The sequence below is a fragment of the Pseudomonas sp. MDT1-85 genome (genome assembly GCF_054898065.1).
The window spans coordinates 3,807,286-3,822,978 of sequence record NZ_CM142715.1 but is presented as its reverse complement, the minus strand read 5'-3'; the positions used below and the strand labels follow the sequence as shown (position 1 = coordinate 3,822,978).

Here is a 15,693-nt window from a genome sequence, read left to right as displayed (position 1 = left end):
AACACCGCAGCCCTGTGGGAGCGAGCCTGCTCGCGATAGCTTCGGGTCAGCCAACATTGGCGCTGAATGTACCGCCGTCATCGCGAGCAGGCTCGCTCCCACAGGTTGGGGCCAGCCCGGGCAGTGCGGGTTAGCGAGCCTCCAGCCGGGCGATTTCAACGTTCAACTGGTCCAGTGCATTGCGCAGTGCACCGCTGTGGGCCAGTTGCTGTTCACCCTGGCTGACCACGGCTTTCAGTTGCGCCAGGTCACCGCTGGTTTGCGCTTGCTGTACCGCGACGGCGTAGAGCGGCACTGCATGGTGCGGATGCTCTGGGCGCACAATAACGGGAGCCTGGCTGACCGCTGCGTGTTTCACGTAATGCCAGTGGCCCTGTTCCTGGTACTTGTAGTCGGCATAACCGCTCGCCCAATCGCCGCCTAAAATGCCCTTCAAACCGAAGGTCTGGGCGATCTGGCTGAGAGGGCCGCTCGGGCTGCCCGCCAGGGTGAGAATGATGTGGTTCTCCGCCGTCGGCACCAATTTGGCCTCAGAGTATTCACCCCAGACACGGGCACGGAAGTTGAGGGGCGGGTAGGTGCTTTGGACAATACTGACAATCCCGCTGACTTTTTTCTTTGCGGTATCCACCAGCAGATCGAGCGCTAAAACCGGTGCGCCCAGCAGGTGATTACTGACGTTGAGGCGGGTATGAAAAAGTCCGATTGACATGGTGCTACTCCCTTATTTGTATTCAAGACAAGTCGGGCATATTTCGTGGTCGAGTCAGCGGCGTTCCTGCCGGCTGATTTCTTCCTTGGCCGTTTCAAGCGCCGTCTGCAGTTGGGGTTGCTGATCCAGTTGCTGCTGGACCAGGCGCGACAGATTTTTCATCTGGGCCAGGTCACCACTGGCCATTGCACTTTGAATCGGGGCGGCGTACAGCGGCATGATGGGCGGATAAGATGACTCCGGTGGAATCACCGGGCCGGGTTCCAACGGCAGCGGAGAGACGTGGGACGGCACCGCCTCAATGAGATGGGCGGGAGCATTGTTGACCTCGACCCACTGCTGACCATTAAAGTACGAGTAGTTTGCAATACCTTCTTTCCAATCGGTGCCCACTACCAGTTGCAACTTGAAATTCACGATGGAATTCGAGCCCGGGCCGCCGTGATTGCCTTGGGCGGTGATCAGGATTTTGCTGGCGCCGGGTGACATGACTGTCAGGTAGGTGTACTCGCCCCAGACATCGGAATGCACATCCAGCGGCGGGTTGGTCGCCTGAGTGATTGCAGCGGTGCCGTTGACAGTTTCATCAGGGGTAAAGACCAGAAGATTGAGTGCCAGACTTTGTGCACCCGGCATCGAAGTACCAATTCGGTAGCCGAGCGGGAACAAACCGACAGGTTGCTGATTAGAACCAGACATGGTTATTGCCTCCATTGCAATAAGGGGGAAACAGAGCTAGCGCTGTTCCTGCCGAGAAACTTCCTTGGCTAAACTATCGTAAGCGGTCTGTAGCTCTTTGGGTTCAGGCTTGGATGCATCGCGTTGTTTCAATAACGTCTTCATCTGCTGCAGATTGCCTTCCGTGATCGCGTCATGGATGGCGGCCCCATAAGGGGGGATGGGATGAGAAGGTGAACGGCTCATAACGACTCCTTCCGTGGTAGTTGCGAACACTGCTGTCATCAGCAGTTTTTGCAGTTAAGCAGGCGCCGATAAATATGCAATGGGCAATAGAAGAGTAATTTTTAATATTATTTTATTAATCGCGATGGGTTAGGTGGCGGTATGTTCAATATCAAGATTGGCGATGAAGGAGGACCTGTTCGGTTACTTCTTCGTAAGCGCCAAGTTCCTTATCGCCATTATTCGTATTTGATTAATCAAGCCAAATAGCGCCGAAACCAAGCCAATGTTCGGTCCCAGGCAAGCCTGGCGGCGGCATCATCGTATCGAGGCGTGGAGTCGTTATGAAAGCCATGGTTAACGCCTGGATAGATATAGGCTTCATACGTCTTGCCGGCCGCTTTCAACGCCTGCTCATAAGCGGACCACCCTTCATTGATGCGCGTATCCAGTTCGCCGTAGTGAAGTAGCAGCGGGGCTTTGATTCTGGGGACATCTTCAGCCTTTGCCTGACGGCCATAAAAGGGCACAGCGGCCCCTAATTCCGGATACGCCACGGCTGCGGCATTGGCAACCCCGCCGCCATAACAGAAGCCGGTGATGCCGACTTTCCCGGTGGTGGCGTCATGCTTCATCAGCCACTCGATGGCGGCGAAAAAGTCATTCATGAGCTTTTCAGGGTCGACGGTCTGCTGCAGTTCCCGGCCTTTGTCATCGTTGCCGGGATAGCCGCCCACCGACGTCAGGCCATCTGGGGCAAGCGCGATGAACCCCGCTTTGGCGAGACGCCGGGCGACGTCCTCGATGTAAGGGTTGAGCCCACGGTTTTCATGCACGACCACCACCGCCGGCACCTTGCCGGTGGCTTTCGCAGGGCGCACCCAATAACCCCGAACCTGGCCGTGACCCTTGGGCGAGGGGTAGGTGATGTACTCGGCAATGATGTCCGGGTCGGTAAATTGCACCTGCTCGGCCAGCGCATAATTCGGGCTCAGGGCGGCGAGGAGGGCCGAGGCCGTCATGCCGCCCAAGGTGAACAGCGCCGCACGATCAAGAAACTCTCGCCGGTTGATTATGCCGTGGGCGTAGTAGTCGTACAGTTCGAGCAGTTCAGGGGCAAAATCTTTCGCCGTGCGACGGTCCATCTGCGCGCTTCCTGTTGGTTGATCCGGATTCGGTTCGGCGCCAAAAAAAGCGGGGCGCTGTAGCAGCTGTCGAGCCTGCGAGGCTGCGTTCGGCTGCGCAGCAGTCGCAAAACCAGACGACGCGGTGCATCAATCAAACCGTGGATGCCGTATTCACGACTGCTTCGCAGCCGAACGCAGCCTCGCAAGCTCGACAGCTGCTACAGATCGCTTTACGCCCCCGCTTGTTTATTCAACGCCTCTTCAGCCGCTGCGATTTCTGCCTGACGCTTGATGATCATCTCGCCCACCGGCGGGCCCTGGAAGCGCCGGGCTTCAAAGGCGAACCAGACAATCGCCGTCAGAATCAGAAAACCGAGCGTGATGTACAGCGCCCAATCGTTCGGTGGCTGAATGCCGATGACAAAGATCAGCACCATCGAAAGGATCGAGAGAATGGCGAACAACGAGTACAACCCGCGCCCCATGTTCCACGGTCCCATGGTCGGCCACTTCGAGGTCCCGTAGGCAAACAGGCCCAGTACGATGGGAATGATGAAAGAGAAGAACAGGAAGATCACCGTACAGGAGACCACAATCGTGTAGACCGGTGTTTCGCCGATCGACACCAGGGACGATCCCCAGACGAACAATACCGCGAGGGTGGCACCGGTCCAGATCGCCGCCACCGGGCTGCGATGGGTCGGTGAGACCGAGGCCAGTGCTTTCGAGAAGGGCAGGCCGCCATCACGGGAGAACGCGAAGATCATGCGTGAGACCGAGGTCACGGTCGCCAGCCCGCAGAGAACCTGCGAGATGAAAATCGCCAGGTAAAGCGCCATCTTGATCGTCGGATTCACCTGAGTGTCCATCGCCCAGAAGAACACATTCCAACCCTGCTTCGCCGCTTCGTCCATGCTCGGCAGCATCAGTACGAACGAGCAGAGCATCACCCAGCCGAACAGCAACGACCAGGCCACCGAGCTGACCATCCCCAGCGGCACTGACCAGGCTGCCTGACGGGTCTCTTCGGAGGTATGCGCCGAGGCGTCATAGCCGGTGATGGTGTAGATCGGCAAGAGCAGGCCGAGCATGAAAATCCAGCTGTTCGACACCTGTGGCCAGACGTTGCCGCCGGCCTCGCCGGAATAGTTGCCGAAGGTCACCAACCGGGCGAACTCATAGCTGGGTGCGGCGATCAGGCAGACGATGGTCAGCGCGATCGCGGTGGCGAAGATCAGGTAGCCCGAGAAGTCAGTGAGCTTTGCCGTCAGGCCGATGCCGAAGTGGTTACACAACGCCTGGACGCCGGTCAGGATCGCCAGGAACGTGATTCGTGTGGTGATGGTGTCTTCCATGCCCAGGGCCGGTCCGAAGGCTCCGAAAAAGAAGTAGTAGGTACCGACGTTGATCGCGCCGAGCACCGTGATCAACCCCAAGAGGTTGAACCAGGCCGTCAGCCAGCCGGTGAAGCGGTTACCGAGAATCGAGCCCCAGTGATAGAGGCCACCAGCGGTGGGGTAGGCCGAGGAAATCTGGGCCATGGCCATGGCGAAAACCCCGGAGATCAGACAGCCGAGTGGCCAGCCGATGCCGATTGCCGCACCGCCCGCACCCGAGGTGCCCTGGGCCAGCGAGTTGATGCCACCCGAGAGGATGCAAATGATCGAAAAGGAAATGGCGAAGTTGGAGAAAACGCCCATTCGTCGCGAGAGTTGCTGGGCATAGCCCATGTTGTGCAACACCTTGAGGTCGTCGTCTTGTGGCGCGGTGGCGCCGGGTTGGCTTACTGGACTCATAGCGTGTGCTCTTGTTCAGGTTTTGATCCACATCCATCCGCGTGGTGCGTGCCGAATGGGTTTGTCTTCAACCCCCTGTCGTACTGCTCCTGCCTCTAACGGTTGAAACCCATCCAGGCTGCGTGCTCACACGTTGGCCATGGATAGGTGATTGTTCTAGAGCCGGCCGTGGAACGCCGCGTCGAAAATTTCTGCCGCGCCAGTTCGTGTCAACGGTAACGGATTGCCGCCGGCGCAGGGGTCGACAATCGCCATGTCCGCGATTAGATCGGCCTGCTTGTCATCCACGCCCAGCTCAAACAGCGTATGCGGCACGCCGATGTCTTTGCGCAGCTTGAGGACGAAGGCCAGAAAGCTGTCGAAGCCCGGGGAGGGCAGACGCAAATAAGCCGCCAGACGGGTGATGCGTTCTTCGATGGCCGGGCGATTGAACTTCAGCACATAGGGCATGAAAGTGGCGTTAGTCATGCCGTGGTGGGTGTCGTACAGGGCGCCCACCGGATGCGCGAGGGCGTGCATCCCGCCCAACCCTTTCTGGAAAGCGGTAGCGCCCATCGCCGCAGCCGCCAGCATTTGCGCGCGCGCGTCGAGGTCGGAGGGGGTGTGTACCGCTCGTACCAAGGCGTTGGCCACCAGGCGCATGCCTTCCACCGCAATGCCTTCGGCCATCGGATGAAAGCCGGGAGAACAGTACGATTCCAAGCAGTGGGCAAACGCATCCATGCCGGTGCCGGCGGTGACTTTTGCCGGCATGCCGACGGTGAGGGCTGGGTCGCTGATGACTACGCGCGGCATCATTTTCGGGTGAAAGATGATGCGTTTGGTGTGCGTGCGCTCGTCGATGATCACCGCTGCGCGGCCGACTTCGGAACCGGTGCCCGCGGTGGTCGGCACTGCAATGACCGGGGCGATGCTGCTTTCGTCGGCGCGTGTCCAGTAGTCGCCGATGTCTTCGAAATCCCAAACCGGTCGGGTCTGACCGCTCATGAACGCGATGAGCTTGCCCATGTCCAGGCCACTGCCACCGCCAAAGGCGACCACGCCATCATGAAAGCCTGCACGCCACGCATCGAGCCCACCCGCCAGGTTGGCTTCAACGGGGTTGGGTTTGAGGTCAGAAAACAGCGCGACACCAAGACCGGCAGAGCGCAAGGATTCCAGCGCCGCCGCGGTGATCGGGGCACGCGCCAAGCCACTGTCGGTGACCAGCAACGGTCGCTGGATACCTTGGCTGCGGCAGACCTCGGCCAGTTCGGCGATGCGGCCGACGCCAAAGCGGATGCTCGTGGGGTAGTTCCAGTTCGCGGTCAGGCTCATGGCTCAGATCTCGTGGCGCAGATGGAAGGATTTCGCGCGGGTCAGGTGTTCATAGCCAAGGCGCGACAGCGTTACGCCGCGCCCGCTGTTTTTCACCCCGGTCCAGGCCAGGGCCGGGTCCAGATAATCGCAGCGGTTCATGAATACGGTGCCGGTGGCGATCTCGTCGCCGATGCGTTCGGCGGCAGCGAGGTCTTGCGTCCAGATCGAGGCGCTGAGCCCGAACTCACTGTCGTTCATCAACGCGATGGCTTCGTCGTCGCTGGTAACCGGCATGATGCCGACCACCGGGCCAAAGCTTTCCTCGCGCATTACCGACATTTGATGGGTGACGTCGACCAATACCTGCGGCGCGAGGTAGGCGCTGCCCGGCGCGTCCGCGGGAAAGTCCTTTGGATCGATCAACGCCCTGGCCCCTTGTGCCAGCGCATCGGCGATCTGCCCACGAACGAATTCAGCGGCGCTCGGCGTGACCAGCGGGCCGAGGGTGGTGGCTTCGTCCAGCGGATTGCCGAGTACGTATTGGCGGGTCAAGGCGACGAAGCGCTCGACAAAGGCCGGGTAGATTTTTTCATCGACATAGATACGTTCGACGGCGCAGCAGCTTTGCCCGGAGTTGAAGAAACTGCCGTCCACCAGGTTTTCCACCGCATGCTCAAGGTTGGCGTCTACCCGGACATAGGCGGGGTCTTTGCCGCCGAGCTCCAGGCCCACGCCGAGGAAGCGGCCCATGGCGGCGGCTTGCATGTCCTTGCCGCCGTCGACCGAACCGGTGAAGTTAACCTGTTGCACCCGTTCAGAGACAATGATCGCCGCGGTATAAAGATGACTAAGCAGCAGGTTCTGGAATAGCCCTTCGGGCAGATTTGCGCGACGAAACGCCTCGGCGAACCGTTCGCCGACCAGCAGCGATTGTGAAGCGTGTTTGAGGATCACGCTGTTGCCCGCCATCAGTGCCGGAATGATCGTATTCACGGCCGTCAGGTAGGGGTAATTCCAGGGGGCGACGACCAGCACCGTACCCAGCGGTTCACGTTTGATACAGCGCCGAAAACCGGCGACAGGCGCAGGTTCAATTGCCGCCAACGCCTCAGGCGCAATGGCGATCATGTGCCGCGCACGTTCTTCAAAACCGCGCAGCTCGCCGGCGCCGAAGCGCACCGGGCGGCCCATCTGCCAGGCCAGCTCCGGCACGATCTGGTCTTTCATCGCCAGCATCGCGTCCACGGCGGCGCTGCAAAACGCGGCGCGCTCACTCAATGGCCGGCGTTTCCATTGCACCTGGGCGATTGCGGCGTCGGCCAGCGCTTGATCGATCTGCGCCATATCGGCACACCGACGCTCGACATAGATCTGGCCATCGACCGGTGAGATGAGCTGAATCTTCGTAGTCCTCATGGCGTGCTCAATAGCGCTCGAAGCCGCGCTGCAGTTCCCAGTCGGTGATTCGCCGGTCGTACTCTTTCTGTTCCCACTCGGCGGTGTGCACGTAATGTTCGATTACTTCATCGCCGAACGCCTCGCGCAACATGCTCGACGCCTTGAGTGCGGCGCAGGCCTCGCGCAGGGTTTTCGACACTTCAGGCAAGTGCTCGTCGACGTAGGCATCGCCCTCGAAGGGCGGCGCCAGGCTGAGCTTCTCGTCGATTCCGGCCAGGCCCGCGGCGATCAAGGCAGCGAAGGCCAGATAGGGGTTGAGGTCGGCGCCACCGATGCGGCATTCGATGCGGATGGCCTTGCTGCCTTCCGCGCACAAACGAAAACCTGCGGTGCGATTGTCCCGACTCCATACGGCCCGCGTCGGCGCGAAGGTGCCGGCCTGAAAGCGCTTGTACGAGTTGATATAGGGCGCGAGAAAACAGGTGATGTCGTTGGCGTATTTGAGCTGCCCGGCCACCCAGGAGCGCATCAGCTTCGACATGCCAAACTCGGCCTTGGGATCAAAGAACAGTGGCTTCCTGGCATTTTTGTCCCACAACGAATTGTGCACATGACTGCTGGAACCGGCGGCGTCATAGCGCCACTTGGCCATGAACGTGATCGCCTTGCCCTGCAGTTGCGCGATCTCTTTGCAGGCGTGTTTGATGATCACGTGATGGTCAGCCATGGTCAGGGCATCGGCATAACGGATGTTGATCTCTTCCTGCCCCGGCCCCCATTCGCCCTTGGAGTTTTCCACCGGAATGCCGGACGCCTGCAGGTGTTTGCGAATAGCCCGCAGGACCGGCTCCTCGCGGGTGGTCTGCAGGATGTTGTAATCCTCGATGTAATGGCCGGCCGTTTTCGGCTTGTGGTAGTTGCGCTCGTGGATCGCCTGGTAACTCTCGTCGAACAGATAGAACTCCAGCTCCGAGGCGAACATGCCGGTATAGCCGCGTTCGCGCAGGCGCTCGATCTGCTTTTTCAGGATCGCCCGCGGGCTGTGCGGCAGGTCCCTTCTGTGGTGATGATCGAGCACGTCGCAGAGCACCAGTGCCGTGCACTCAAGCCAAGGCACACGACGCAAGGTGGCCATGTCGGGTTTCAGTACAAAGTCGCCATAGCCTTTGCTCCAGCTGGCCGCGGCATAACCCGGCACCGGTTCCATGTCGATGTCGTCAGCCAGCAGGTAATTGCAGCAGTGTGTTTCTTCGTGACCGCTGTCGATGAAAAACTCGACCTGGAAGCGCTTGCCAACCAATCGTCCTTGCATGTCGACCATGCAGACCAGCACGGTATCGATCTCGCCTGCGGCAGCGGCTCGCTTGAGTGCATCAAAGCTGAGGAGGGGCTCGGTCATCACGTCAGTCCTGCGTGAAAGGTTTGGGCCTGTCACCCATGAATTATCGGGTGCGCGAGCATTGCGAGCGATGAGCTACCAAGAGCTTAGCCTACCGTTGCTGTGCGCAAGTCTCGGCGCACCTCGATATCGACAATCAAGGGGGGACGGTCTAGCTGTTGAGTCAGGCGAGTTCCATATGGGTGGCTGAGCCTAACGGTTGAACTCGAGGGTTTCGCCATCCTGTGGGATGCGTAAACGCGCAGCGATGCCGGCGCTGAACGCTGCGGTTTGCAACTCGGTGCGGGTTACCGGGCAATGGCTGAGGGCTTCCAGGTGGTTGGCAACCACTATGCCCTTGGCCAAACGGGTGAACTCGATGACATCCTCGACGCCCATGATGATGTCGCCACCGATATCGAGGCTGGCATCGCCGGCCGGGATCACCGATACATCCGGTTGTTGGCTGGCGACAAAGTCACGAATGGCGGCGGTCATGATGGTATCGCCGGACAGATACAGGCTTGGCTCGCCGGGCATTGCAATCAGGTAGCCGACGCCGTGTTCCATGAATTTTCCGACCAAACCTTCGCCATGGGTGCAGCGCAGGGTGTTAATCGTGCCTTCGAAAAACCGGCAGGGGTTGTGATGATCCTCCGGCAGCGGCTGCACATTCAGGCCGCGCTCGGTTAGATACGCCGCGTCGTGAGGCGTGCAAATAACCGGGATTTGCTGTTCGCGCAGCCATTTTTTCGCCGCCCGGTCGAGATGGTCGAAGTGGCCTTTCTGGCAATGAGTGAGCAAGCAGTGGGTCACCAGGGCCAGCTCGCTTTCGGCCAGTTCCGGTAGCTCAACCGTTGGGTTGCGTTGCCGCCGGCCATTGAATAGCCCCAGGGGTGGCAGGGCATCTTTGCCCGCCAACATGGGGTCGACCAAGATGCGGTAATCACCGATTTGCAGGATTAAGGTTGCATTGCGCAGTTGAGTGATTTTCATGCCGTGCCTCGTTCATCATTAAAGTTCATCCCGCCTCGGCTCGAGGTGGGGTGCGAGTTGCACGGCGAATCATGTGCTGCAAAGGCTTGTTTTGGTGCTGGCTAGATCGACATTTATAATGGCAATATCGCCAGTCGAGTCAGTTGCCGCGAGAAAAGTAGAAAATGACCATTAGCCGCATCGCGATCCTGGCCTATGACGGCTGCATGGGTACCGAAGTGTTCGCGGTGGTCGATGTGCTGCTGATCGCCAGCCACATTGCCCGTGAGCTTAAAAACACCGAGCACACGCCGTTTGAACTCGAGGTGGTGGGGCTCGGCGGGCGTAGCGTTACCTGTGCGGGCGGGATTGCCGTGGGTGTGAAAAAGCCAACCGGCAAATACGATCTGCTGATCATTCCCGGCCCGCAAATCAGCGGCCGTGGGCAGTGGGCTGCCACGCTTGCGCTGTTGGCGCGCGAGATCAGCTTTATCCAAAAGACCTTTGCCCGCGGCACGCCGGTGGCCGCAGTCTGTATTGGCAGTTTTCTACTCGGCGAAGCGGGTCTGATCGCCGGCCGCAATGTCACCACCGCATGGTTGTTTGCGCCAGAGCTGATCAGTCGCTACCCAACCGCCAAGGTCAGCCAGGAGGCGATTTTGCTTGAGGACGGCGCGGTGATTACCACGGGTGCGGTTAGCTCGGCCTTCGACTTGGCGCTGCATATCGTCAAGGGTCGCTTTGGCGCTCAAGTGGCCAGCGCCACGGCGCGGATTACCCTGCTGCAAAATCAGCGGCTCAGCCAGGCACCCTATATGGACGCCACGTTGATGCCAAAAGGCCTGCCGTCGTTTGCGCAAAGCGTGGCGCAGTGGCTGAGCGAGCGTTTGCTTGCGAGCTACGACCTTGAGCAGTTGGCACAGGCCTTTCACGTCAGCTCGCGCACCCTGCTGCGGCGCGTCAAGGCGCAAACCGGCCAATCGCCGCTGGCCCTGCTACAGGCGGCACGGGTGGAGAAAGCCAAGCAGTTATTAACCAACAGCAGCTGGAGCATCGCGCGTATTACCGCTGAAATTGGCTACCGTGACGTTGCCACCTTCACCCGCTTATTTGCCCGCCAGGTCGGCGAGACTCCGGCCAAGTATCGGCGTCGTTGAGGCGTGCGCTGCGCGAGCCTACTGCGGCTGTGCGCGAGTCTTGGCGCTCCTTTCGACCATCGTCACGATCGTTGCGAAAAGTTCGTCCTGCGCCTGCACCGCCGTGATTTCTCCGGTCGCGGCGGCATGGGACAGCGCCTCGGCTGCACCGAGCATCGCCCGCAGACTCGCTGGCGTGATTTCGCCCGTGCCGGCAAAGGGGAGGAGGGCGTTGCGGCACTTGTCCATGAAGATCGCTTCGTACTCGCGCTTGATCTTTTCCAGTTCGGGCGAGCTGGTCAACGCGGCGATCACGCCGGGTATCTCGCGGCCCTGAAGAAGCACGCAATCAACATAAGACGAGGCGATGACCATTGCCTTACTGGCCAGCGTCGGTTCACTGGTTTGAAGCGCGGCGTCCATGAGTGCGGTCTGACGCGCGTCGAACTCCTGATAAAGCGCCGCCAGCAACCCGGGGCGGGTGGTGAAATGGTCGTAAACCACCGGTTTGGTAACCCCTGCCTGTTCGGCGAGCCGGCCCAGGGTCAACGCTTCCGTGCCTTCCTCTCGAACCAGCTGCCAGGCGACGTCCAGCAACTGGCGCTGGCGCTCCTCCCGCGACATCCGACGGCGCGGTTGCGGGCTGGGATCCTGCTCGGGTATTTCGGTGCTTGACATGCTTATGTACCAAAAGTAGCTTACTGATCGTAACTTACCAAGAGTATATAAGGCTCGCTTCTAGCCCTCAATCACTCATTCCCTGGCAGGAGTTTTCGACATGCACGCGCTCATCGTTGTGGCTCATCATGATCCCCGGTCGCTCACCCATAACCTCGCGAAGCAAATCGCTGAAGGTTTATCCGGGGCCGATCCCGACAATTCTTTCGAAATCGCAGACCTCTGGGCACAAGGGTTCGATCCGCTGTTCGGCGCGGCCGATCTCGCCGTCCATCACCGGGAAGCACCACCCCCCGCCGATGTTGCCGCCGAGCAGGCGAGGATCGATCGCGCCGATGCGCTGGTGCTGGTGTATCCGGTTTATTGGTGGTCGATGCCGGCGCTGCTCAAAGGCTGGATCGATCGGGTGTTCGCCAATGGCTGGGCATTCGATTTCAGTATGGATGCCAAGTTAGAGAAGAAGCTTCGCCATCTGCGGGTTCACCTTGTGGGTGTCGGTGGCGCCGACGCGGGAACCTATGCGCGCCATGGTTATGCCGACGCCATGAAGACGCAGATCGACCATGGGATTTTCGATTATTGCGGTGCCTGCGTTGTGACGTCCGAGCTGCTGCTCGAATCGGAAGTCCAGGCGCCGACGGTTCATCTGGAGGCTGCGCGGGTGATCGGTCGTGAACTTTTCGGTGGATCCAGATGCAGCGACGCGGCTCAGGATGTTCACCATTGCCGACCGGTCAACGCCGATGCTTTTTGAAAGACAAAAAAAGAGCCTCGAGCTCTTTGATGGGGAGGAAGTAGAGCCAGAGGCTCAAGATGCGCATGAAACAAGTGGTGAGCTTATTGGGGTTCAGTTCACTCACCACCTACGCAACGGCTTAAACCTCCAACCGCCACGTATCATCATCGTAAGAAGCCGGGGGCTGGCACTCAAGTACCATTAGTCTAATCCCCCCGGCCAACCGGCCTGGCGCAGCGCTTTGAGCAAGGTGTTGGCGTCCAGGCCCGGCACCGTATGGCCGTTGCCTTGGGTGGTGTTCGAGGCCAGCAGGGCGTTGATGATGGCTTCTTCCACAGCTTCGGTGGCGGCCAGGAACAGTTCGCTGATGTGGTCGTTGTTGACCATCCTCAGGTGGTCGCAGGTGGGCGCGCCTTTGCCTTCGTAAGCGGCCGGCGGCACGTGCTGATTACCGGTGGCGAAGGCGACGAAAATGTCGCCGCTATGGTCTTCGTTGCCGCCACCGGTGCGGGCCAGGCCCAGGCTGGCACGTTGCGCGAGGCGCGTACATTGGTGCGGCAAAAGAGGCGCGTCGGTGGCCAGGCAAACGACGATGGAGCCCATGCCCGGATGCGGCAGGGAGGCTTTGAGGAAGGGCGAGTCGACCTGCTCCATATAACGCCCCACGGGGTAACCGTCGACGCGCAGTTCGTGACGAATGCCGTGGTTGGCCTGGACGATTGCGCCGACGGTCCAGCCTCCTTGAGCGCTATTCAGCCGTCGCGATGCGGTGCCGATCCCACCCTTGAATTCATGACAGATCATCCCGCTGCCACCGCCCACCGCGCCTTCTATGACCGGGCCGCCGACGGCTGCGCACAGCGCTTGGGCCACATGTTCAGGACGTACGTGAAAACCGTTGATGTCGTTGAGCAAGCCGTCGAACGTTTCCAGCACTACCGGCATGTTCCAGTAAAGGCGCCCGTCGTCAGGTTGCTCCTGACGATCCAAAACGATCAGCGCGTCGCGTACCACCCCCAGGCTGTGGGTGTTGGTGAAGGCAATCGGGCTGGTCAGCAGCCCGGCCTCGCGAATCCACTCAAGCCCCGTGGCGTCGCCGTTACCGTTGAGCACATGGACGCCAGCGAAGCACGGCTGTTGATTGGCGGAACCGGCACGGGGCTCGATCAGCGTGACACCGGTGTAGATGTCGCGGCCGCTGGCGGTTTGTCCTCGCACATTGCTGTGGCCGATGCGTACGCCGGGCACATCGGTGATGGCATTGAGGGGGCCGGGTTGCAGTTGGCCGAACTGAATGTTCAGGTCGCGGGCTCGTGGTTTCATCGTTTCTCTCATCGTCAATTCGTGGCAAAAAAAATGGGCTTACTGACAAATGCCAGTCAGGTGCGGAACCTGTGGGAGCGAGCCTGCTCGCGATAGCGGTGGATCAGTCGCCGCCAGTGTGGAACCTGATGGCCCCATCGCGAGCAGGCTCGCTCCCACATGGGATTGCGCTCGGCTGGGCGGCATTCGGAATCACTGACCGTTTTTCACAGTGCTCCAGACGCGCGTGCGTACGCGTTCGGTCGCTTTGGGCAGAGGTTCCAGGGTGAACAGCTTGGCCATGGCTTCGGCCGGTGGGTAAATGGCAGGGTTGTTGCGGGTCGCCTCGGCCACCAGGCTGGTCGCGTTGCGGTTGCCGTTGGGGTAGGACAAGTGATCGGTGACCGGGGCGATGACTTCGGGGCGCATCAAGTAGTCGATGAACGCCAGGCCTTGCTGCGGATGTGGCGCGTCCTTGAGCAACACCAAGGTGTCGAACCACACCGGCGCACCTTCCTTCGGCAGGCTGTAGGCGATCTTCACGCCGTTGCCCGCTTGTTCGGCGTTGGTCTTGGCTTCCAGCATCGCGCCGGACCAACCCACCGCCACGCAGATGTTGCCGTTGGCCAGGTCGCTGATGAATTTTGAAGAATTGAAGTAGGCAATGTGCGGGCGCAGCTTGAGCAGCAGCGCTTGGGCTTTCTTGTAGTCCTCGGGGTTGGTGCTGTTGGGCGGCAGGCCCAGGTAATGCAGCGCGACCGGCAGCATCTCCGAAGGCGAGTCGAGCATCGCCACGCCGCACCCGCCGAGCTCGGCCAGGTTCGCTTCGTTGAACACGAGCTCCCAAGAGTCCACCGGCGCCTTGTCGCCCAGCGCGGCGCGGACCTTGTCGACGTTGTAGCCGATGCCGTTGGTGCCCCACAGATACGGCACAGCGTATTGGTTACCCGGATCGTTGTTGGCCAGTTTCGCCAGCAGCGCGGTGTCCATGTTTTTGTAGTCAGGCATTTGCGCGCGGGGCAGTGGTGCAAGCGCCCCGGCCTTGATCAGCGTCGGCAGGCTGAAGTTGCTGGCCACCACCACGTCGTAGCCGCTGCGGCTGGTCAGCAGTTTGCCTTCCAGGACTTCGGCGCTGTCGAAGGTGTCGTAAACCGGCTGGATTCCGGTGTCGCGCTTGAAATCCTGCAAGGTGTTGGGGCCGATGTAGTCGTACCAGTTGTAGACGTTCACGGTGGGGGCGTCAGCGGCGACCGCCGAGAGCGAAGCGCACAAACAGGCGCCCAGTCCCAGGTTGATATGCGAGCGATGACAACTCATGATGCGGCACTCCTGGCCTGCTGCAGGCCGGTGATGATCAGGTGCTTGCAGCGTATCGGCAGGCGGGGGACTCACCCATTCCCATCATGGGTTACTCGAAAGGGGTAGGGCGTGGACGCGTTGCTCAAAGAATTGCCGGTGCACCAGGGATTGGCGCGGGTGTTTGGCGCGTTGGGGCAGGACGGTTTCTGGCGTGCGCTGGTGGACACATTGCGGTTGCTGGTGCCGCTGGATAACGCGTTGGTCGCGGTGATGCGATCGGGACGGGTGCCACGGCTGCTGATTGATTTCGACTCCAGGGGCGGCGCCGACGAGGATGAAGAACTGGCGGACTACAGCGCCGGCATGTACCTGCTCGACCCGTTCTACCAGGCCGCTTGTGCCGGTATTGCCGATGGCTTGCACAGCCTGGCCGCGGTGGCTCCCGACCAGTTTCAGCAGAGCGAGTATTACCTGAGCTACTTCCGCTCGGTGGTGGGTCGCGACGAGTTGCAGTTCATGGTCAACGTCGACGGCGCGGTGCTCGGTTTATCGTTGGGGCGCTCGACGACGTTCACCCTTGAGGAGCAGGGTCGTCTTTTGTGCGTGCGCGACTGGGTGCTGGCGGCCATGCGCCGTCATTTGCAACTGGTGCCCCCGGAAGGGCCGACCGCCGAGGCCGTGGCTGGCGATCTGGCGACTCTGCTGGATCGTTTCGATGCGCGTTTGTCGGTGCGCGAAGTAGAAACGGCGCGGCTGATTCTCCAGGGTTTCTCCAGCAAAGCCATCGCCCAGCAACTGGGGATTTCCCCGGAAACGGTGAAGGTGCATCGGCGCAATCTCTATCACAAGCTTAATGTGAGTGGGCATGGAGAGTTGTTTGCCCTGGTGTTGCAGCCGCGTTGAATCAGGATCAAAAGATCGCAGGCTTCGCCAGCTCCTACATTGATCGTATGC

At 60.3% G+C, this 15,693-nt stretch carries 15 protein-coding genes; 3 read left to right on the top strand and 12 right to left on the bottom strand.

What is annotated here, in order from left to right:
* Positions 1 to 130: 130 nt before the first annotated feature.
* From ACYZT2_RS17260 to ACYZT2_RS17220, 9 genes are all read right to left on the bottom strand, one after another.
* On the bottom strand, positions 131 to 712 hold the full coding sequence (locus ACYZT2_RS17260) for a DUF1842 domain-containing protein (protein WP_461965883.1): 582 nt from the start codon (positions 710 to 712) through the stop codon (positions 131 to 133).
* Positions 713 to 766: 54 nt separating this feature from the next.
* Positions 767 to 1,411, bottom strand: a complete 645-nt coding sequence (locus tag ACYZT2_RS17255) for a DUF1842 domain-containing protein (RefSeq protein WP_461965881.1) — start codon at positions 1,409 to 1,411, stop codon at positions 767 to 769.
* Between the two features lie 36 nt (positions 1,412 to 1,447).
* On the bottom strand, positions 1,448 to 1,636 hold the full coding sequence (locus ACYZT2_RS17250; protein ID WP_461965879.1) for a DUF1843 domain-containing protein: 189 nt from the start codon (positions 1,634 to 1,636) through the stop codon (positions 1,448 to 1,450).
* Between the two features lie 236 nt (positions 1,637 to 1,872).
* Positions 1,873 to 2,760 carry a YghX family hydrolase gene (gene yghX / locus ACYZT2_RS17245; protein ID WP_461965877.1) on the bottom strand — a complete coding sequence of 296 codons (888 nt, stop codon included), beginning with the start codon at positions 2,758 to 2,760 and terminating at the stop codon, positions 1,873 to 1,875.
* Positions 2,761 to 2,972: 212 nt separating this feature from the next.
* The gene (locus ACYZT2_RS17240) at positions 2,973 to 4,538 is read right to left on the bottom strand and encodes an amino acid permease (protein ID WP_461965875.1); all 1,566 of its coding nucleotides are present in this window, start codon (positions 4,536 to 4,538) and stop codon (positions 2,973 to 2,975) included.
* Between the two features lie 156 nt (positions 4,539 to 4,694).
* Positions 4,695 to 5,855, bottom strand: coding sequence for an iron-containing alcohol dehydrogenase (locus tag ACYZT2_RS17235; protein ID WP_461965873.1), 1,161 nt, complete (start codon positions 5,853 to 5,855; stop codon positions 4,695 to 4,697).
* Between the two features lie 3 nt (positions 5,856 to 5,858).
* A complete protein-coding gene (locus tag ACYZT2_RS17230) occupies positions 5,859 to 7,253 on the bottom strand; it encodes an aldehyde dehydrogenase family protein (protein ID WP_461965871.1) in 1,395 nt (464 codons plus the stop codon).
* Between the two features lie 7 nt (positions 7,254 to 7,260).
* Positions 7,261 to 8,634: a glutamine synthetase family protein gene (locus ACYZT2_RS17225; protein WP_461965869.1), complete on the bottom strand. Its 1,374-nt coding sequence runs from the start codon at positions 8,632 to 8,634 to the stop codon at positions 7,261 to 7,263.
* Positions 8,635 to 8,826: 192 nt separating this feature from the next.
* Complete coding sequence (locus ACYZT2_RS17220) at positions 8,827 to 9,609, bottom strand: MBL fold metallo-hydrolase (protein WP_461965867.1); 783 nt, start codon at positions 9,607 to 9,609, stop codon at positions 8,827 to 8,829.
* Between the two features lie 164 nt (positions 9,610 to 9,773).
* On the opposite strand from ACYZT2_RS17220, the gene ACYZT2_RS17215 reads away from it, so the two are divergent.
* Positions 9,774 to 10,745 (top strand): GlxA family transcriptional regulator, encoded by a 972-nt coding sequence (locus ACYZT2_RS17215; RefSeq protein ID WP_461965865.1) that lies wholly within the window; start codon positions 9,774 to 9,776, stop codon positions 10,743 to 10,745.
* An 18-nt stretch (positions 10,746 to 10,763) separates the two neighbouring features.
* Here ACYZT2_RS17215 and ACYZT2_RS17210 read toward each other — a convergent pair whose 3' ends face one another.
* Positions 10,764 to 11,402: a TetR/AcrR family transcriptional regulator gene (locus ACYZT2_RS17210; protein ID WP_461965863.1), complete on the bottom strand. Its 639-nt coding sequence runs from the start codon at positions 11,400 to 11,402 to the stop codon at positions 10,764 to 10,766.
* 100 nt (positions 11,403 to 11,502) lie between these two features.
* Here ACYZT2_RS17210 and ACYZT2_RS17205 point away from each other — a divergent pair, with 100 nt between their 5' ends.
* On the top strand, positions 11,503 to 12,156 hold the full coding sequence (locus ACYZT2_RS17205) for an NAD(P)H-dependent oxidoreductase (protein WP_461965861.1): 654 nt from the start codon (positions 11,503 to 11,505) through the stop codon (positions 12,154 to 12,156).
* A 183-nt stretch (positions 12,157 to 12,339) separates the two neighbouring features.
* Here the strand turns inward: ACYZT2_RS17205 and ACYZT2_RS17200 are convergent, their stop codons facing one another.
* Together ACYZT2_RS17200 and ACYZT2_RS17195 are read right to left on the bottom strand one after the other, a co-directional pair.
* Positions 12,340 to 13,461 carry a DmpA family aminopeptidase gene (locus ACYZT2_RS17200; protein ID WP_461965859.1) on the bottom strand — a complete coding sequence of 374 codons (1,122 nt, stop codon included), beginning with the start codon at positions 13,459 to 13,461 and terminating at the stop codon, positions 12,340 to 12,342.
* 192 nt (positions 13,462 to 13,653) lie between these two features.
* Positions 13,654 to 14,757 (bottom strand): polyamine ABC transporter substrate-binding protein, encoded by a 1,104-nt coding sequence (locus tag ACYZT2_RS17195; protein ID WP_461965857.1) that lies wholly within the window; start codon positions 14,755 to 14,757, stop codon positions 13,654 to 13,656.
* A gap of 111 nt (positions 14,758 to 14,868) precedes the next feature.
* Between ACYZT2_RS17195 and ACYZT2_RS17190 the strand changes: the two genes are divergently transcribed.
* Positions 14,869 to 15,642 (top strand): helix-turn-helix transcriptional regulator, encoded by a 774-nt coding sequence (locus tag ACYZT2_RS17190; protein ID WP_461965855.1) that lies wholly within the window; start codon positions 14,869 to 14,871, stop codon positions 15,640 to 15,642.
* The last annotated feature ends 51 nt before the right edge of the window (positions 15,643 to 15,693 follow it).